At 59.9% G+C, this 17,816-nt stretch carries 21 protein-coding genes; 13 read left to right on the forward strand and 8 right to left on the reverse strand.

Going from position 1 to position 17,816, the window contains the following annotated elements:
• The 3 genes from FJ958_RS27855 to FJ958_RS27865 form a co-directional block, all read left to right on the forward strand.
• On the forward strand, window positions 1-273 hold a 273-nt coding region (locus FJ958_RS27855), incomplete at its 5' end, for a polysaccharide deacetylase family protein (RefSeq protein ID WP_140748242.1).
• Window positions 270-1,259, forward strand: coding sequence for a glycosyltransferase family 2 protein (locus FJ958_RS27860; RefSeq protein ID WP_140748245.1), 990 nt, complete (start codon window positions 270-272; stop codon window positions 1,257-1,259). The genes FJ958_RS27855 and FJ958_RS27860, both read left to right, overlap by 4 nt.
• The gene (locus FJ958_RS27865) at window positions 1,256-3,076 is read left to right on the forward strand and encodes an ABC transporter ATP-binding protein (RefSeq protein WP_140748248.1); all 1,821 of its coding nucleotides are present in this window, start codon (window positions 1,256-1,258) and stop codon (window positions 3,074-3,076) included. Before FJ958_RS27860 ends, FJ958_RS27865 begins: the two co-directional genes overlap by 4 nt.
• A 240-nt stretch (window positions 3,077-3,316) precedes the next feature.
• Here the strand turns inward: FJ958_RS27865 and galE are convergent, their stop codons facing one another.
• The 5 genes from galE to FJ958_RS31725 all read right to left on the reverse strand — a co-directional run bounded on the left by galE (window position 3,317) and on the right by FJ958_RS31725 (window position 6,908).
• Window positions 3,317-4,291, reverse strand: a complete 975-nt coding sequence (galE, locus tag FJ958_RS27870) for a UDP-glucose 4-epimerase GalE (RefSeq protein ID WP_140748251.1) — start codon at window positions 4,289-4,291, stop codon at window positions 3,317-3,319.
• On the reverse strand, window positions 4,288-5,262 hold the full coding sequence (locus FJ958_RS27875) for a UDP-glucuronic acid decarboxylase family protein (RefSeq protein ID WP_140748254.1): 975 nt from the start codon (window positions 5,260-5,262) through the stop codon (window positions 4,288-4,290). The genes galE and FJ958_RS27875 overlap by 4 nt, the downstream gene beginning before the upstream one ends.
• Before the next feature lie 82 nt (window positions 5,263-5,344).
• Window positions 5,345-5,515 (reverse strand): hypothetical protein, encoded by a 171-nt coding sequence (locus FJ958_RS31720; protein WP_181176544.1) that lies wholly within the window; start codon window positions 5,513-5,515, stop codon window positions 5,345-5,347.
• Window positions 5,516-5,582: 67 nt separating this feature from the next.
• The gene (locus tag FJ958_RS27880) at window positions 5,583-6,650 is read right to left on the reverse strand and encodes a cyclic nucleotide-gated potassium channel (protein ID WP_140748257.1); all 1,068 of its coding nucleotides are present in this window, start codon (window positions 6,648-6,650) and stop codon (window positions 5,583-5,585) included.
• 90 nt (window positions 6,651-6,740) lie between these two features.
• Entirely contained in the window at window positions 6,741-6,908 is a 168-nt protein-coding gene (locus FJ958_RS31725) for a hypothetical protein (RefSeq protein WP_181176545.1), read from the reverse strand.
• A gap of 220 nt (window positions 6,909-7,128) precedes the next feature.
• Here FJ958_RS31725 and FJ958_RS27885 point away from each other — a divergent pair, with 220 nt between their 5' ends.
• Window positions 7,129-7,386 (forward strand): DUF1858 domain-containing protein, encoded by a 258-nt coding sequence (locus FJ958_RS27885; RefSeq protein ID WP_140748260.1) that lies wholly within the window; start codon window positions 7,129-7,131, stop codon window positions 7,384-7,386.
• Here the strand turns inward: FJ958_RS27885 and FJ958_RS27890 are convergent.
• Window positions 7,310-8,011 (reverse strand): Crp/Fnr family transcriptional regulator, encoded by a 702-nt coding sequence (locus FJ958_RS27890; protein ID WP_140748322.1) that lies wholly within the window; start codon window positions 8,009-8,011, stop codon window positions 7,310-7,312. The two genes, FJ958_RS27885 and FJ958_RS27890, sit on opposite strands and share 77 nt — an antisense overlap.
• 151 nt (window positions 8,012-8,162) lie before the next feature.
• On the opposite strand from FJ958_RS27890, the gene FJ958_RS27895 reads away from it, so the two are divergent.
• From FJ958_RS27895 to FJ958_RS27910, 4 genes are all read left to right on the forward strand, one after another.
• Window positions 8,163-8,603, forward strand: coding sequence for a pseudoazurin (locus FJ958_RS27895; RefSeq protein WP_140748262.1), 441 nt, complete (start codon window positions 8,163-8,165; stop codon window positions 8,601-8,603).
• A gap of 125 nt (window positions 8,604-8,728) precedes the next feature.
• Window positions 8,729-9,832, forward strand: a complete 1,104-nt coding sequence (gene nirK / locus FJ958_RS27900) for a copper-containing nitrite reductase (RefSeq protein ID WP_140748265.1) — start codon at window positions 8,729-8,731, stop codon at window positions 9,830-9,832.
• 76 nt (window positions 9,833-9,908) lie between these two features.
• Window positions 9,909-10,763 carry an SUMF1/EgtB/PvdO family nonheme iron enzyme gene (locus FJ958_RS27905; protein WP_140748268.1) on the forward strand — a complete coding sequence of 285 codons (855 nt, stop codon included), beginning with the start codon at window positions 9,909-9,911 and terminating at the stop codon, window positions 10,761-10,763.
• A 14-nt stretch (window positions 10,764-10,777) separates the two neighbouring features.
• Complete coding sequence (locus FJ958_RS27910; RefSeq protein ID WP_140748271.1) at window positions 10,778-11,263, forward strand: group III truncated hemoglobin; 486 nt, start codon at window positions 10,778-10,780, stop codon at window positions 11,261-11,263.
• A 184-nt stretch (window positions 11,264-11,447) separates the two neighbouring features.
• Here the strand turns inward: FJ958_RS27910 and hemN are convergent, their stop codons facing one another.
• The gene (gene hemN, locus FJ958_RS27915) at window positions 11,448-12,797 is read right to left on the reverse strand and encodes an oxygen-independent coproporphyrinogen III oxidase (protein WP_140748325.1); all 1,350 of its coding nucleotides are present in this window, start codon (window positions 12,795-12,797) and stop codon (window positions 11,448-11,450) included.
• A gap of 150 nt (window positions 12,798-12,947) precedes the next feature.
• Here hemN and FJ958_RS27920 point away from each other — a divergent pair, with 150 nt between their 5' ends.
• Window positions 12,948-13,676 carry a Crp/Fnr family transcriptional regulator gene (locus FJ958_RS27920; RefSeq protein ID WP_140748274.1) on the forward strand — a complete coding sequence of 243 codons (729 nt, stop codon included), beginning with the start codon at window positions 12,948-12,950 and terminating at the stop codon, window positions 13,674-13,676.
• Window positions 13,677-13,755: 79 nt separating this feature from the next.
• Here the strand turns inward: FJ958_RS27920 and FJ958_RS27925 are convergent, their stop codons facing one another.
• The gene (locus FJ958_RS27925) at window positions 13,756-14,277 is read right to left on the reverse strand and encodes a hemerythrin domain-containing protein (protein WP_140748277.1); all 522 of its coding nucleotides are present in this window, start codon (window positions 14,275-14,277) and stop codon (window positions 13,756-13,758) included.
• 152 nt (window positions 14,278-14,429) lie between these two features.
• Here FJ958_RS27925 and ccoN point away from each other — a divergent pair, with 152 nt between their 5' ends.
• From ccoN to ccoP, 4 genes are read left to right on the forward strand one after another with little or no spacing between them, the layout of a single operon-like run.
• Window positions 14,430-16,040, forward strand: a complete 1,611-nt coding sequence (ccoN, locus tag FJ958_RS27930) for a cytochrome-c oxidase, cbb3-type subunit I (RefSeq protein ID WP_140748280.1) — start codon at window positions 14,430-14,432, stop codon at window positions 16,038-16,040.
• A gap of 12 nt (window positions 16,041-16,052) precedes the next feature.
• Window positions 16,053-16,784 (forward strand): cytochrome-c oxidase, cbb3-type subunit II, encoded by a 732-nt coding sequence (gene ccoO, locus FJ958_RS27935; RefSeq protein WP_140748283.1) that lies wholly within the window; start codon window positions 16,053-16,055, stop codon window positions 16,782-16,784.
• A 10-nt stretch (window positions 16,785-16,794) separates the two neighbouring features.
• Window positions 16,795-16,944: a cbb3-type cytochrome c oxidase subunit 3 gene (locus FJ958_RS27940; protein WP_015316364.1), complete on the forward strand. Its 150-nt coding sequence runs from the start codon at window positions 16,795-16,797 to the stop codon at window positions 16,942-16,944.
• Between the two features lie 2 nt (window positions 16,945-16,946).
• Window positions 16,947-17,810 carry a cytochrome-c oxidase, cbb3-type subunit III gene (ccoP, locus tag FJ958_RS27945; protein WP_140748286.1) on the forward strand — a complete coding sequence of 288 codons (864 nt, stop codon included), beginning with the start codon at window positions 16,947-16,949 and terminating at the stop codon, window positions 17,808-17,810.
• The last annotated feature ends 6 nt before the right edge of the window (window positions 17,811-17,816 follow it).

Raw genomic sequence — 17,816 nt, forward strand, 5'->3', positions numbered from 1 at the left:
TCGAGCTCCGACCTGGCCGCCGAACTTTTGCGCTCCCGCATGTTCATCGAGCGATGGACCGGCCGGCCAACGACGACGTTCGCGGCGCCTTTCTCCGTCACCGACCGGCGGCTTGGCCGGCTGGCCAGGGAGTGCGGCTATCGGACCGGCTTCGGCGGCAGGCACGGGCCGGCGAACCTCGACAGCGATCCGATCGACCTTCCGCGCATCGAGATTCGCGGGGACCGCCCGCTCGATGACTTTGTCGCCATTCTGGAGGCCGCGCTCGAATGAACGGTGAACTTGTCAGTGTCATTATCCCCGCGCACAACGCGCAAGATACAATCGACGACACGCTCCGCAGCGTTCGCTCGCAGTCCCACCGCGCGCTTGAGATTATTGTCGTCGACGACGGTTCGCGCGACCAGACTGTCGCCATTGCCCGACGTCACATGGAGATCGACCCGCGGATGCGGCTGATCGAGCAGGCAAACGCCGGCGTGGCCGCTGCTCGCAATGCGGGTTGGCAAGCGGCGCGATCCAATCTGATCGCCTTTGTCGATGCCGACGATCTCTGGGCGCCGACCAAGATCGAGCGACAGCTGGCTGTGCTCGGTCGGACAGACGAGAAAGTTGGGCTCGTCTACTGCTGGTATTTGGTGGTCGATGCCCAGAGCAAGGTAACTGATGATCAGCATCGGCCAAACTGGCGGGGCGATGTGCTTGAACGCCTCTTCCATGGCAATTTCGTTGGTAACGGCAGCGCCGCCCTGGTACGCCGGCAGGCACTGATAGACGCCGGCGGTTTCGAGAGCGGACTGCGCGAGGCGGGCGCGCAGGGTTGTGAAGACATCCTCTTCTATTGTCGCGTCGCCGAACGATACCACTTCGAAGTCGTCGAAGAGCCGCTGGTCGGATATCGTTACCTTCCGGGGAATATGTCAAGCAACATGACGCGCATGCTGCGATCCTGGATGCTTGTGGTGGACGAGATGCTCGGCCGCCACCCGGATGCGGCATCCACGCTGCGTGAGGGGTTGCATTTCTATTCGGTCTGGCTCCTGGAGCGAACGTTGCGCCAGCGGCAACCGCGCTATGTGCTTCCGATCCTGTCGCTGTTGCTTCGCCATCATCCTGGGATCGCCATGCGGATAATCGTCATCGATTTGCCATGGGTCGGCGCGCATTTGGCCAAGCGCGTCGTGACGAGGCTGGTGCGTGGTCGCCGGCCGATCCGCTCGCAGGTGACCGCGCGCTTCCCGACCGGGGAACTGAAATGAGCGAAGCCAACGGCGCCACACGCCGCGGTGCGGTCCGTGCTTCGTTGCGCGATCTTTCGCACCTGCTTCGCATCGTTGGAAAGCCGCGCTGGGCGACCCCGGTGCTGCTCGCGCTCGGCTTTCTGTCGTCCTTGGCCGAGACGCTCGGCATCACGCTGATCCTGCTGTTCCTCTATCTGGTGTCCAATCGGATCACGGAGGCAGGAGGTGGCCTTCAGGGTAGAGCGCTGGGCCTGGCAGTCTCCTGGTTCGGTAGTCCCACTCGGCTCGCCGTCGCGATCCTCCTGCTCATCCTCGCGCGGGGAGCACTAGCGCTGGTGTATTCGTTGATAAGCTCCAGCATTGGCGAACGGATCAGCGAACGCGTGCGCAACCTTATCCACCAGCAATATCTCAGGGTCGCTTTCGGATCCATCCAGCAGCACGAGCAATCGCAACTCATGGAGGTGCTCGGGACCGAATCGTGGCTGGTCGCGCAGTCCTATGGGGCAGTTACCCGACTCATCATAAATAGCTGCTCGATCTTCGTCTTCGCCGTCTTCCTGCTGACGATCTCCTGGAAGATCCTGCTGATCGCAGCTCTTGGCTCAGTTGCGATCTCCGCGATCCTGCGCATCTTTTCGCGGCCCGCGCGTGACCTGGGGCATCAGGTAAAGAAGATCCATCAATCGCTCGGCGAGCACATGCTCATGACGCTCCAGGCGTTGCGCACCATACGCGCCTACGGACAAGAGGCGCTGCATCAGCGCCGTTTCGTGCAATCGTCGGCGGCCGCGCGCAACGCCTCGTTGTCCATGATCCGCCTTTCGTCGTGGATCGGCCCAACCACCGAGATCGGTTATCTGGGAATGTTGGGCACTATCGTTCTGGTCTCCGGGTGGTGGCACATCAGCTTCGAGGTGACGCTGGCCGCTGTCGCGCTGCTGTATCGATTGCAGCCGCATACCCAGGAGTTCGAAAGCAACCTGCTGTTTCTGGCTCAGATGCAGCCACAGCTGCGCTCGGTCTTGGAGATGATCCGGTCCGAGGACAAGGAATATCCATCGCAGGGCACAATCGCGCTCAGGAATTTGAACGCGAGTATCGTCTTCGAGCACGTAAGCTTTGGGTATGATCCAAGCACGCCGGTGCTCACCGACCTGTCGCTCGAGATTCCAGCCGGAGTGACTACGGCGCTAATCGGTGCAAGTGGCGCCGGCAAGACCACGATCGTGAATCTCCTCCTGCGGCTATATGAACCGACCTCCGGCGACATCGTGATTGACGGCATCCGGCTCGCGGAAATCAGGCGGGACGATTGGCTCTCCAAGATCGCCGTGACCGGTCAGGACGTCGACCTCGTCGAGGGCACGGTGACGGAGAACATCCGAATGGCCAAAGCCGATGCGACCGAAGAAGAGATCATTGCCGCAGCCCGCAGCGCCGGTGTCTCGGCATTCGTCGAGGGCCTTCCAGACCGTTATGACACCTGGATCGGACAGGAGGGACTGCGATTTTCCGGTGGCCAACGGCAGCGCATTGGCCTGGCGCGGGCTGTATTGCGCGATCCGGACCTCCTGATCCTGGATGAGGCGATGAACGCACTCGATACCGCGCTCGAAGACCAGGTGCGGCGTGCGATTGATAGGCAGCTTGGCAGCAGGACAATTTTGCTGATCACGCACCGCATCGACACGGCGCGTGAGGCCGCGAATGTCATTTGGATCGAGAACGGCAGAGTCATCAGCCAAGGGCCTGCCTCACTCGTCGTTCCTCAATATCAACATCGCCAGCACGAAGTCGTACGTGCGTCCGAGGCTGAAAGTAAGGGTCGGTGACGTCCCCGATCACCAGAGCATGATGCCGAAAAGTGTGAAGCGGTTTTCGGACGACATCATGCTCTAACTTTTTGCTTTAGAGACGGATTCAGATTTCAGGTCGACTCGACCTGAAATCATCCGGCTCCAGCGTGTCGGTCCGGCGCGGGCAATGGAATCGACAGTTTCGGCCGGCGCGGCTGCTGCTCTCTCGATGACGGACGGGCAGGCCAGCTGGCAGAGTGTCGTACCTATCACAACTCACAATCGGCTACGATACCAAGCCAGTGCCGTCTCGACGATCCTGTCGATTCCAGATTGCTCGGGTGCCCAGCCAAGTTCCCGGTACGCCTTGCCAGCCGCGGCTACGAGCGCTGGCGGGTCACCTGCCCTGCGCGGGCCGTAGAGCACCGGAAGGCGCGACCCCGAAGCTCGGTTCACCGCATCGACCAATTCCCTCACCGTCGTTCCGGTTCCGGTCCCGAGATTGTACACGTCGACACCCTTGTCGCGGAGAAGCTTCTCCCCCGCCAGGACGTGAGCACGCGCGAGATCGGTGACATGGACATAGTCCCGTACCGCGGTTCCATCGCGGGTATCGAAGTCGGTGCCGTTGACGGTAAAATGCCGGCCCGGTCTGATCGCCGCCTCGATAGCGAGGGGTATGACGTGGGTTTCCGGTTCATGCCGCTCACCGACCTCGCCGTCAGGATCGCATCCGGCCGCGTTGAAATACCGGAGTACGACCGCGTTCAGGCCATGGGCATACGACAGATTGTCCACCATCCGTTCTATGATGAATTTCGACCATCCATAGGGATTGATGGGCGACTGCGGATGCATTTCGTCAATCGGCGTGCGAACCGGAACGCCATAAGATGCGCAGGTGCTGGAAAAGATCAGCTTGTCGACGCCGGCCTTCAACATTTCCTCGAACAAGACCAGCGACCCGAAACTGTTGTTTCGGTAATAGAGTTCGGGGTGTTCGACGGACTCGCCCACATACGCATAGGCAGCGAAATGCGCCACCACATCAGGCCGATATTGTCGCAGCGCCGCCGACACGGTTGCGGCGTCGGAAATATCGCCCTCGACAATCGGCCCCCATTTGACCGCGTCGCGCCAACCGCGCGAGAGATTGTCATATGCAATGACCGACCAGCCGGATTCAGCGAACGCCTTGCAACAGTGCGATCCGATATAGCCGGCCCCGCCGGTGACCAGGACAGTCTTCATTCGGCAGCGGTCGATCGTAAATGTTTCGACGAAACCAAGCTTTCGAAATAGGCGATGGTCTTGGCAAGACCGTCGCGCAATGCGGTTTTTGGTCTCCAGTTGAGCTCATGCAAGGCGCTCCCGATATCGGGCTGCCGCTGCTTTGGGTCGTCAATTGGCAACGGGGTGAATTTAATCGCCGACCGGCTTCCAGTGATCTCGATCACAAGATTGGCGAGCTCGAGCATCGTGAATTCGACTGGATTGCCTAGATTGATCGGACCAGTAACATCGTCGGCGGTCTGCATCATGCGAACGAGACCGTCGATGAGATCGTCGACATAACAAAATGAACGTGTTTGCTGGCCCGTGCCGTACACTGTTATCGGCTCGTTCTGTAACGCTTGCACGATGAAGTTGGAAATGACGCGGCCGTCGTCCGGACGCATCCTCGGGCCGTATGTGTTGAAGATGCGCGCGACCTTGATCCGCAGCCTGTGCTGGCGCCAATAGTCGAAAAACAGAGTTTCGGCACATCTTTTGCCTTCGTCGTAGCAGGAACGGGGTCCTATCGGGTTTACCCTGCCCCAATAGTCCTCGGTCTGCGGATGAATTTCAGGGTCGCCGTAAACTTCAGACGTGGACGCCTGAAGAATTTTGGCGCGAACGCGCTTGGCCAGCCCCAGCATGTTGATCGCCCCATGGACGCTGGTCTTGGTCGTCTGGACCGGATCGAACTGGTAGTGAACGGGGCTTGCGGGACAGGCAAGATTGTAGATCTCGTCGACCTCAACGTAGAGTGGAAACGTGACGTCGTGACGAATGATCTCGAAGGACCTGTTGTCGAGGAAATGGGAGACGTTTCTTCGGCTTCCGGTGAAAAAATTGTCGACACATGTAACTTCGTGACCTTCACCAAGCAGTCGCTCGCACAAGAACGATCCCAGAAAACCCGCACCTCCAGTCACCAGAATTCGTTTCGCCCGCTGCATTTTCGGAATCTCCCGGCCAATTTAGACATTCCTAATAAACTAGCCGGACAGTTGGGCGATTCAACAGCACGCTGCCTTCAATTTACATTACCGACAAGACATCATTGCCGAATGCGCCCGCGCCGGGCGTATTCCGGGGGTTGAGGATGATGCTCTGCGGCTCGCCTCGCTGGCCGACCACGCCGTCTCGGGATCTTGCTGAAACGAGCCGCTTGTTGTCGCTGGCTAACAGCGCACATGCCAGCTTTGTCATACAATACTCCGGCGTTGGGATTCCCGTATTTCTCTCACAGAGTCCGGGAACTGCACACCTGGCAAGGTCAAGCCATCGGCGCCGCGCCGCGCCGTTCGAGCGCTGTCTTGCGGATGATTTCCGCGATCTCTGGGCTGCTGCTGCACAGCATCTGGAAATCCACCGAGTGCAGCGACAGGAGTGAGACCACCGTTGCGGCGCTGACGGTCGCCGCGCGCGGTTCGCCGCTGATCAGCGCCATCTCGCCGAAGAAGGCGCCAGGGCCAAGCTCCACCGGGTTCGGCAGCGCAACGCTGACGCGCCCCTCCACGACGAAGAACATCTGATCACCGCGCTCGCCATTGCGGCAGATCACGGCGCCCGCCGGCAGGATGCGGGGCCTTAACGCGCGCACGATCTCGACTAGCGCGGCCGGGCCGAGCTTCTGAAACAACGGCACGCCGGCGACCAATTGCCAATTACGGACGAAATCCCCGCGACGGACTTCTTGATAGAAGCCGGTGGCAAGAATGCCAGCCCAGAGCGCGAAGATGCCGATGCCACTCATCATGACCACCCCGGCAAGGACGCGGCCGGCGAAGCTTTCCGGAATGGCGTCGCCATAGCCGGTGGTGGACAGCGTGACCACCGCCCACCACATTGCCTGGGGGATGCTGCCGAACTTTCCCGGCTGAATGTCGCGCTCGATGACATAGGCCGTGAGCGCGACGCCGAACAGAACGACTCCGAAGAGCGTGGTGACGCCGATCAGGTTGCGCGCTTCGTTGGCCAGCACCCTGCCCAGCACCGGGAAGAAAGTCGAGTCGCGCAGCGGTTTCAGCAGCCAGACAGCACAGTAGAGGCTCCGGTCGGGCGTGCCGACGAACACAAATGCGGCGAGCGGAACCAAAACCGCGAGCACATCGATGGCGATTACCGGCGTCCAGTTCCGCACGTCTCCCGCCCTGTGCTTGAGCAGCGTCGCGCCCATTTGCAGGAGATAGACGCCCCAAATGACAGCAAGCAGGACGGCCAGAGCCAGTCTGCTTCGTCCGGGCATGTCCGGTATCGTGAGCGCAGCCACCGCCAGAAGCCCAGGCGCGGCCAGCACCGCGTTGAGCGGTGCGTAAATTCTTAAGAAAGGCAGTACCGACATTTTGTGCCCACAAGCGGCTAATACCCTTCAAAATAGAATGCATTCAAGGCAAGCGCAAAGACGCTCTGTGTCGATCGTCCGTGGGCTTTCTCAGTGCTTTGCTTTCGCGGAACGGGGCGGCGGGCGGCGGCCAATGCGATAGCTTGCCGAAACGGGACTGTGCTTCTTCGCCAGGGTCAGTTGGAAATATATCCCTGCGCCGGCGATATAGGCGAAGCCAAGCATGGCGGCCCAAAGTTCGATAGTGTCGCTGGTCATGATCGGATCCTTCATTGGTTCTGATCCAACGTGACCCCGGCAGTCCAAGGAGACATTGATCCCAATCAAGCCCGCCATTAGCCATCGTGCTTCGCGGTTTAGGACGATCCGTCCCTTCTTTGCGCAATCGCAAAGATTGCTGTGGACGTCTCGCTATAGGAATTAAAAGTCCAAAAGGATTTCACACAAGCGAAGTGCTCTTTTGCGCATCGACCCTGACATGGCTGTTGACGAGATGATGCGGCGGTGGCCCGCCAGCATTTCAGTCATTCTTAAACACGGGATGCTTTGCACGGGCTGCCCGATCGCCCCCTTCCATTCGATTGCCGAGGCGTGTCGAGATCATCGAGTTATGGAGCAGGATTTTCTGGCGGATCTCCACGCGCACCTTGCCATGATGGCTATCGATCACTCCGGTGCTCGGCCAGCAGGACAAGGCGATGAGGATCGGCAACGGTCACGCGCTGTCGACCGCTAACGATAATTCCTTTCTCTTCCCACGCGCTCAGCAGCCGACTGACGGTATGTAAGGTCGTTCCAGTCATCTCGGCGATATCCTGCCGTGATATGGGAAAATCGATCTCGATGCCGGCCTCGGTCTTTCGTCCGGTCTGGTTGATCAAACGAAGGATTGCGGACGCCACGCGCTGTTCGACTTGCTCGGTTGCCAATTCGAGCACGCGAGCTTGTGTCTCCTGCAGCCTGTTTCCAACGGTCTTGAACGTGCCTGCGCTCAATGCCGGGAAGCGTGACGAGAGATCGGGCCAAACGGAACCCGGCCAGACGAGAACCACGCAGTCCACCGCGGCAACTGCGGTGGCCGGATAGGTCAGTCTGCCGAGCGCAGCCGCGACACCGAATATCTCACCTTCGCTGATGTAGCGGGCAATGACCTGGCGGCCATCCGGCGTTGTGCGCACCACGCGGATATGTCCGGAGAGCAGGACATAGAAAGAGCGGGCGTCGGCCTCCTGCTCGAAGACAATCGACTCTTTGGCAAACAGGACCGATCTGGCGTCCTTCAAAATGCTGTCGAGCGCTTGGGGCTCCAAGCCCTGGAACAGCGCCAGATGCGCAATGATCGACCGGTCAAGCGGCAAGATTGGCTCCTCACTGGGCTGCACCTCCAGGACGGAGCGGCAGCAAGACTACATTTCATCCCCTAATTTGCGCCAGCGCAAATCGCGATCGCGGGCCGTCGGGTACAAGCCGGCAACGGTCGAGGCCGTGAGAACCCTAGGAAAGGAACCTGAAATGAAATTTCCCCTGATTGCCTCCGCGGCCGCCCTGCTCGCCCTGGCCGGTGCGGCGCATGCCGAGGAACACGTCGTCCAGCTTATGACCAAGGGGGACAAGGGCTCCATGGTCTTCCAGCCGAGTTTCATCAAGGCGGCTCCTGGCGACACCGTCAAGTTCGTGCCTGGCGACAAGACCCACGACGTCGAGACCATCAAGGGCATGCTTCCGGACGGTGCCCAGGAATTCAAGGGCAAGATGGGCGAGACGACGACTGTGACGCTTACGCAGGAAGGCGTCTACGGCGTGAAGTGCAGCCCGCATTACGGCATGGGTATGGTGGCGCTGATCGTCGTCGGCAAACCCGTCAACCTTGAGGCCGCCGAAGCCGTCAAGCAGGTGGGCAAGGCCAAGACCGTCTTCACCGAACTGTTCAGCGAAGTCCCGAAGGCCAACTGATTTCCTTTGACCGGGCGGGCCGAGACAGGTCCGTTCGGTTCGGGAAGTTGCGCCAGCGCAAAGAAGTTCTCCACAGACGGCTTACTCTCCAGTCATTCGACTGGTCCACACAAAAGGAGTGGGAAATGCTTACGAGACGTGAAGCACTGATTGGGTCCGTTTTTGCCGCGGCGACGGTCGCTGCGGTAAGCGCACTGCCGGCAATGGCCAGTCCAAAGGAAGTCGCCGGATTGCCGCGCGAGAAAGTGAAGCTGGTGGCGCCGCCATTCGTCCACGCTCACGACCAGGTGGCCAAAGGCGGCCCAAAGGTGGTCGAATTCACGATGACCATCGAGGAGAAGCCGATCGTCATCGATGCCGACGGCACGCAGCTCAACGCGATGACCTACAATGGTTCGATCCCGGGCCCCCTGATGGTCGTCCACGAGGGTGACTATCTCGAACTCACCCTGATCAATCCCGACACTAACACGCTCGCTCACAATATCGACTTCCACGCCGCGACCGGCGCCCTGGGCGGCGGTGCGCTGACCCTTATCAATCCGGGCGAGCAGACCACACTCCGCTTCAAGGCAACGCGGCCCGGCACGTTCGTCTATCACTGCGCCCCCGGCGGCCCCATGATCCCGTGGCATGTCGTGTCTGGCATGAGCGGCACGGTGATGGTGCTGCCCCGCGACGGCCTCAAGGACGACAAGGGCAAGCCGATCCATTACGACCGCATCTACTATATCGGCGAAAACGATTTCTACATTCCCCGCGACGAGAGCGGAAAATTCAAGAAGTACGAGTCCGCCGGCGACAATTACGACGACACCGTGAAGGTCATGCGTGGGTTGATCCCCACCCATGTCGTGTTCAACGGCAAGGCGGGATCGCTGACCGGCGAGAATGCCATGAAAGCCAAGGTTGGTGAAACGGTCCTGATCGTCCACTCCCAGGCCAACCGTGATACCCGCCCTCACCTCATCGGCGGCCATGGTGACTATGTCTGGGAACAGGGCAAGTTCGCCAATCCGCCGGCGAAGGATCTCGAAACCTGGTTCATCCGCGGTGGATCGGCCGGCTCTGCCCTCTACAGATTCCGGCAGCCGGGTGTCTACGCCTACGTGAACCACAATCTGATCGAGGCTGTGGAACTCGGCGCAACGGCGCATTTCACCGTCGATGGGACCTGGGATGACGATCTGATGACGCAGGTCGAGGCGGCGAAGCCTATTTCGTCGTAATCGAGCCGTTCATTCTGAAGGTCGACGTGACCTTGCGCCCATCCTGCAAGGTCATGTCCGCAGCCGAACGAAAACCATGCAACATAAGCCAATTGTGGCGTGTGGGGTCTTAGCCACGGCAGTGATGGCGATTGGCCTTGCCATCTGGTTTCCAGTGGAGCACCCAAACGACGATGCCGAGTTTGTGACCGTACCGCCGGGCTCCTTCGAGCATCCGCGGCCAGGAGAGTTCCTGAAGGACAACCGTCCGGTGATGGCACCCAGGATTGTGGTGAAGCTCGGCGCTCCCCTTGAAATCATGAAGTATCAGGTAAGCGCGCTCGAATATGGGCGTTGCGTGGCGGCTGGCGCATGCAAACCGGCCGATAAGAGCGGCAGTGGCAATGTCCCGGTCACCGGTGTCAGTCACATCGATGCCGAGGCATACGCGAACTGGCTTTCAAGGCAGACAGGCGCTTCATGGCGACTGCCAACGGATCAGGAGTGGGCTTATGCGGCCGGCGAGCGTTTCCGCAGCGATATCGAAGGTGGCGACAGCGACCCCAACAATCCCGCCCAACGCTGGCTGGTCCAATATCGAACCGAGGCCTCGCTCGGTCGAAAATCCGACCCGGATCCCAGAACTCGAGGAGCCTTTGGCACAAATTCAAAAGGCGTGGCCGATATCGCCGGGAATGTCTGGGAGTGGACATCGACATGCCACGTTCATGCAACGATGAGCACCGACGGCAGGGAGATTTCAACTTCGATCGACAATTGCGGCGTTCATGTCGTGGAAGGGCTCCACCGCACCTACATGTCGAACTTCATCCGCGACGGCAAGAGCGGCGGCTGCGCGGTCGGCACGCCACCCGACAATCTGGGGTTCCGTCTCGTCCGCGAGCGCCTCAACTTCGTCCAGGCGACCCTTCGGCGATTTAGAATTTCCTGAGCGAGAACTCAAGCATGACAGTGAAAACATCCTTGGCCGCACAAGCCTGGCCAAAAGTAGAACGAGGCCTGGACAACCCAGTGATCGATAGAGCCTCGATCGGGCATCTCGTGCGCGAATTTTATGCCGCGATCCGACAGAACGATCGCCTTGGGCCAATCTTTGCGCGTGAGATCCCTGGCGATTGGGAACCGCATCTTGAGAAAATGACCGACTTCTGGTGCTCCATCATCCTGCGCACTGGCGATTATCACGGGCGGCCAGTGCCCACTCACCTGAAACTAACCGACGTTACTGAAGCGGACTTCGACATCTGGATGGACGTCTTCCGCAAGACCGTCGCCGGCCTTTTTTCACCCGACACCGCCATGGTGTTTGTCGACCGGGCCGAACGGATAGCGACAAGCCTGAAACTGGCGATGTTTTTTCGCCTCGATCGGGCGCAAACTCCTGCTGGCGCCGTGCCTGATCCGGCAGTGCCGCCCCAGGTGCGGCGATGACAATCTTCTGCCGTTCGCTGCCTTGATTTGCGGTTATCTTGGCACCTGCCGCCGCGATGATTGCTATCCTTGGCATGCTTGCCAGGCTTGCCAGGCATCACATCGGCTAGGCGCGCCGGCACCCAAATCCGCCCTTCCCACGGCTCCACTGGCAACCTCGCCGGCGAGCCTTCAAAATCCGAGCTCAAACGGCCAGCGAATGCCGCGCTGTTCCGGTCTGCAAATACTTGTCGAATTTGGCCGCAACCGTTCTTACCAGCGCGCGGCTTTCAGCTGGCACCACGAAATGGTCATTCCGCAGTTCAATCAGTCGTCCGGAGCCGTTCGTGGCGAGACGGCTGGCCTGAAGAAGTAGTTTCTGCCCTCTCTCGCCGAAGAGCTCCACGAGTTCGATTGCCGAGAACGAGAAGTCGCACATCAGACGCTCGATGACCCATCCCCTCGCCCGGTCGTCGGGGCTGAGCTCAATTCCTCGGGCCGTGGCCAATCGTCCTGCAGCCACCGCCTTCTCATATTCGCCGGTGGCAACGATGTTTTGCGCGTAACCTTGCCTGTATCGGCTGATCGAGGAAGGCCCGAACCCGATGAGGGTGTCACATTGATCCTCGGTATAGCCCTGGAAATTGCGACGCAGTCTGCCCGCCATGGCGGCGATCGCCAGCGAATCGTCAGGCTTGGCGAAATGATCCAGCCCAATCGGCTCATAGCCGGTCGCTTCGATCATCTGTGCCGCAAGACGCGATTGCGCGAGGCGTTGCATCGAATCCGGCAACCAGGCCTCGTCGATCATGGTCTGGTGTTTCTTGAACCAGGGCACATGAGCGTAGCCGAAGAGCGCCATCCTGTCCGGCGCCAGCGTCAGCGCCTGCTCGACCGTCATGGCGATGCCTTCGAGCGTCTGATGTGGCAGGCCGTAGAGCAGATCGAGATTGACGGATTTCACGCCACGTGCGCGGACACCATCCACGACCTCTCTTGTCAGCTCGAAACTCTGCTCGCGATTGATCGCCTTCTGAACTTTGAGATCGAAGTCCTGAACGCCGAGGCTCGCCCTCGTCATGCCGATTGCCGCAAGGGCTTCCAGGCGCGCCTCATCCATGTCGTTGGGCTCGATCTCGACACTCACGCTGGCATCATCAAGCAGATCGAACTCGGCGCGCAGACGCCTCCCGAGTGCCACGATGTCACTGGGTGTCAGCATCGTCGGTGAGCCGCCCCCGAAATGGACGGCGCGAATGCGCCCTTTGCCACGCACAATGCCTGCCACTGTCTCGATTTCGGCATGAAGAGAGCGCAAGAAAGACGTCACGGGTGCATAGTGACGGGTCTGCTTGGTGTGACAGGCACAGAACCAGCATAGCTTGTCGCAGTAAGGTACGTGCAGATAGAGCGAAATCTCGCTGCTCGGCTCAATCGCTTCCAGCCAGCCGCGAACGGTTTGCGCGTCAATGCCCGAATGGAAATGCGGGGCCGTCGGATAGCTCGTGTAGCGGGGTACGCTCTCGCCCAATTTGGCGGACAAATCCGGTCGAATGTCGCTGTTGGATGACCTTTGCATCCCTGCGAGTTAGGCTGATGCAGACCACGATTCCTTGATTTCAATCAATGTGCAGGCGCTGCGGAGACGGCAACCATGACCCCGAAGTGATGCTGTCCGCCGGCATCCGGATTCATGGGTGATGCAATGGCCGAGCGACTGGACATCCACAATTCCGACATTCCGGTCTTGTGCCAATCCTGCGAGGCGCGACATCACGGCGTCTGCGGGGCACTGGACGCCGATCAACTGGTGGGACTGGCCAAAACCTCCGTCAAGCACAGTGTCGAGGCGGGTGAAGAACTGATCGGGGACGCCGAAACGGTTGAAAGCTATTCGAACGTTCTCGCGGGCGTGGTCAAACTCACCAAGAGCCTCTCCGACGGTCGCCAACAGATCGTCGGCCTTCAGTTCGCGCCCGACTTTCTGGGGCGGCCGTTCAAGCATGAAAGTGCGATCAACGCCGAGGCGGCGACCAGCGTTTCGCTTTGCTCATTCCCAAAGGCTGCCATCGATCGAATGATAAAGGCGTCGCCCGAGCTTGAGCATCGCCTGCTCCAGCAAGCCTTGAAGGAACTTGACCAGGCTCGTGACTGGATGGTGACACTCGGACGTAAAACCGCCTCCGAAAAAGTCGCCAGTTTTCTTCTGATGATCGCAGCGAACATCGATCCGGCAAACGGCCAGGACTCTGTATCGACAGTCTTCGATCTCCCGCTGACGCGAACCGATATCGCCGACTTTCTTGGCCTGACGATCGAGACGGTCAGCCGCCAGCTGACCAGATTGCGGGCGGACGGGGTGATCAGAATTGAAAACAATAGACGTGTCGTCGTTGACAATATGAGCCGGCTGGAGCGGCGCTCAGGCGCCTAGGCAATTCCAGGAACGTGCGCAGCGGCTTTCCGTCCGGAATTGCGTGGAAACAAAGAGTTGGAGCGTTCCGTGAAACGTCCTAGTCAAGTTGCCTCGCCGGGATCATGGGCAGCACGTGCTCTCTTTCGAAGGCCACGTGCCGGCGCATGTTGTCGAAGAATCCACGCAGCATGAACCCCAAAGCCTCGGGGTTGGCGATAGCGCCGCCGTGCCCGATGGCAAGCAAGGTGTCGGTCAAGTCCTGGGCCGAGCATTCGTCCTCGACGTGCTCTGCCTTGAGCCGACGGACGGAGGCGGTACGAGATGCGCCTTGACCGCTGTCGCGCGCGAACGCGGGAAAGATATATTCCTCTTCGTAGGCGTGGCTTGTGCGCAACAACGGCACGAGTTCGTTCGCGACCAGGAGGCATTTCAAACGGTCCACCTTCGCCGGCAATCCGTCGGCGATAGCTTCCAGCTCGTCACATAGCCGCAGCTTTTGATCATGCCAGCGACAGACGTCCAGGCACGGCACCCGACCTCCCTGCAGACAGGCCGTGACCACCGGACAGGCTTCCGGCGTATCGCATCTTACGACGACTGAGGACTTGCCGCTGGCCATCAGGGACCTCCACGCGTGAAATCAATGCGCAAGATTGTCGAAGTGGCGAAGCGCGGACTTTGACATGGATCAAGGCGCCAGCCGGCCGCTCGCGGAATTGATGCGGCATCGGATTCACAGCCGCGCATCAACGTCGCGCTCGAGGACATGTCATGAGATTTGGGACAGAAATCTTTGCTTTGGGCCTATTCGCTTTTGCCGCGCTTGTGGCCGCGGGCTTCGGCGTGGACGAGCCCTTCCGGCAACACATGTGGATCCTGTTCGTCGTGCTGCTTGGATTTACCGCCCTCCTTCTCCGCAACACGAGTTTCGCGCCGGCTGCCCCTATCGATCCCGCGGCCTACATGGATGGCCCCATCCGCTACGGTGCCATAGCGACCATGTTCTGGGGCGTCGTCGGCATGCTGGTCGGCGTCGTCATCGCGCTGGAGCTGGCTTATCCGCAGCTCAACATCCAGCCATGGTTCAATTTCGGTCGGCTAAGGCCGGTGCACACGTCGGGCGTTGTCTTTGCATTCGCCGGCAATGCGCTGCTGTGTACATCATTTTATGTTGTTCAGCGGACCTGCCGCGCACGCCTGTTCGGCGGCAATCTCGCCTGGTTCGTGTTCTGGGGTTACCAGCTCTTCATCGTGATGGCGGCGACGGGCTACCTGATCGGCATTACCGAAGCTCGCGAATACGCCGAACCCGAATGGTATGTCGACATCTGGCTGACCATCGTCTGGGTCGCCTATCTCATCCTCTTCCTCGGCACGATCCTGAAGCGCAAGGAGCCGCATATCTACGTCGCCAACTGGTTCTACCTGTCCTTCATCGTGACGATCGCGATGTTGCATGTGGTCAACAACCTGTCGATGCCGGCCTCCTTCCTGGGTTCCAAGAGCTACTCGGCATTCTCCGGGGTGCAGGATGCCCTGACCCAATGGTGGTACGGCCACAACGCGGTCGGGTTCTTCCTCACCGCGGGCTTCCTTGGCATGATGTATTACTTCGTGCCGAAGCAGGCCAACAGGCCGGTCTATTCCTACCGCCTGTCGATCATCCACTTCTGGGCGCTGATCTTCCTCTATATCTGGGCGGGTCCGCATCACCTGCATTACACCGCCCTGCCCGACTGGGCGCAGACGCTCGGCATGGTGTTCTCGATCATGCTTTGGATGCCGTCCTGGGGCGGAATGATCAACGGCCTGATGACGCTGTCGGGCGCTTGGGACAAGATCCGCACGGACCCGATCATCCGCATGATGGTCGCTGCCATCGCCTTCTACGGCATGTCGACCTTCGAAGGTCCGATGATGTCCATCAAGACGGTGAATTCACTGTCGCACTATACCGACTGGACGATCGGCCACGTTCACTCGGGTGCGCTCGGTTGGGTCGGCCTGATCTCGTTCGGCGCGCTCTACTACATGGTTCCGAAGCTTTGGAACCGCGAACGTCTCTATTCGCTCCGCCTGGTGACGTGGCACTTCTGGCTCGCGACGCTTGGCATCGTGGTCTACGCGGCGGTGATGTGGGTCTCCGGCATCATGCAGGGCCTGATGTGGCGCGAATACGACGAACAGGGCTTCCTGGTCTATTCCTTCGCCGAGTCCGTGGCCGCCATGCACCCCTACTACGTGATGCGTGCCATCGGCGGGGCGATGTATCTCTCTGGCGCCCTCATCATGGCCTGGAACATCGCCATGACGATCCTCGGTCACCAGCGCGAAGAGGCACCCATGCCGGGCTCGGTCCCCGCCCTTCAGCCTGCGCAGTAAGGAGCCATTCCAATGAGCTTGATGGACAGACACTCGGTCATCGAAAAGAACGCGACGCTTCTTCTGGTCGGCTCCCTGCTGGTCGTGACGATAGGCGGCATCGTCGAGATCGCACCGCTCTTCTATCTCGACAACACCATCGAGAAGGTCGAAGGCATGCGGCCGTATTCGCCGCTCGAGCTCGCCGGGCGCAACATATACGTGCGCGAAGGCTGTTATCTCTGCCACAGCCAGATGATCAGGCCCTTCCGCGACGAGGTCGAGCGCTATGGCCATTACAGCCTCGCGGCGGAGTCGATGTACGATCACCCCTTTCAGTGGGGATCCAAGCGTACCGGCCCCGATCTGGCGCGTGTCGGCGACCGCTATTCAAACGAATGGCACGCCCAGCACCTGACCAATCCACAGTCGGTGGTGCCTGAATCGGTCATGCCGAGCTATGGCTTCCTGAAGGACACGCCACTCGACCTGAAAAACTTCTCGACGCATCTCGTCGCGAACGCTCGTGTTGGTGTTCCCTATACGCCCGACATGATCGCCAACGCCGATGCCGACATGAAAGCGCAGGCGGATCCGGCTGCCGACACGACCGCACTTCTGAAACGCTATCCGAAGGCCAAGGTCGGCGATTTCGACGGCAATCCAAGCCAGGTAAGCGAGATGGACGCACTTGTCGCCTATCTGCAGGTCCTCGGGACTTTGGTCGACTTCAAGAACTACGACGAATCTGCCGGATACCGCTGAGGAGAATGCCATGGATTACAATGCGATGCGGCAATTCGCCGACAGTTGGGTGCTGCTTTTCATGGCCCTGTTCTTTGTCGGGGCGATCGTTTTCGCTCTCCGACCTGGAGGCAAGAGCCAAGCCGACGAAGCAGCCCGAATCCCTCTTAAGGACGACTGACCATGAGCGACCAGCATATCGACGAGGTGTCGGGCGTCTCCACGACTGGCCATGAATGGGATGGTATCAGGGAACTCAACAATCCGCTCCCGCGGTGGTGGGTCATTACCTTCTACATCACCATCGTCTGGGCAATCGGCTATACGGTCGCCTATCCTGCCTGGCCGATGCTGACATCCGCGACCAAAGGCGTGCTTGGCTATTCCAGCCGCAACGAGGTCAAGAACGAACTCGCGGCCGCCGATGCCGCCAGGGACAAATATGTGGCGGCGGTGCAGTCCAAATCGGTCTCCGAAATACTCGCCGACGATTCATTGCGGGAGTTCGCCGTCGCTGCCGGCGGAGCCGCGTTCAAGGTCAATTGCACTCAATGTCATGGTTCCGGCGCGACGGGATCGAAAGGCTTTCCCAATCTCAATGACGATGATTGGCTTTGGGGCGGCAAGCCGGATCAGATCCAGCAGACAATTACGCACGGAATTCGCTTTTCATCCGACTCCGACACACGGGCTTCGGAGATGCCGGCCTTCGCGGAGGTCCTGTCTGCGGAGCAGATCGCGCAGGTCAGCACTTTCGTCGCCAGCCTGTCGGGCACCGTTGACAACGCCGCCCTGATCGCTCCGGGCGCCAAGGTGTTCGCGGATAATTGCGCCGCCTGCCACGGCGACACCGCAAAAGGCAACCGCGAGGTCGGTGCACCCAATCTGACCGACGCGATCTGGCTTTACGGTTCGGGTGAAGCTGCGATCGCGGCACAGATACGTGCGCCCAGGAATGGTGTGATGCCTGCCTGGGGTCCGCGTCTGGGGGAGACCAAGGTCAAGGAACTCGCTGTTTACATCCATTCGCTTGGCGGTGGAGAATAGGAAGCG

This window comes from Mesorhizobium sp. B2-3-5, from assembly GCF_006442395.1.
Classification (GTDB): Bacteria; Pseudomonadota; Alphaproteobacteria; order Rhizobiales; family Rhizobiaceae; genus Mesorhizobium.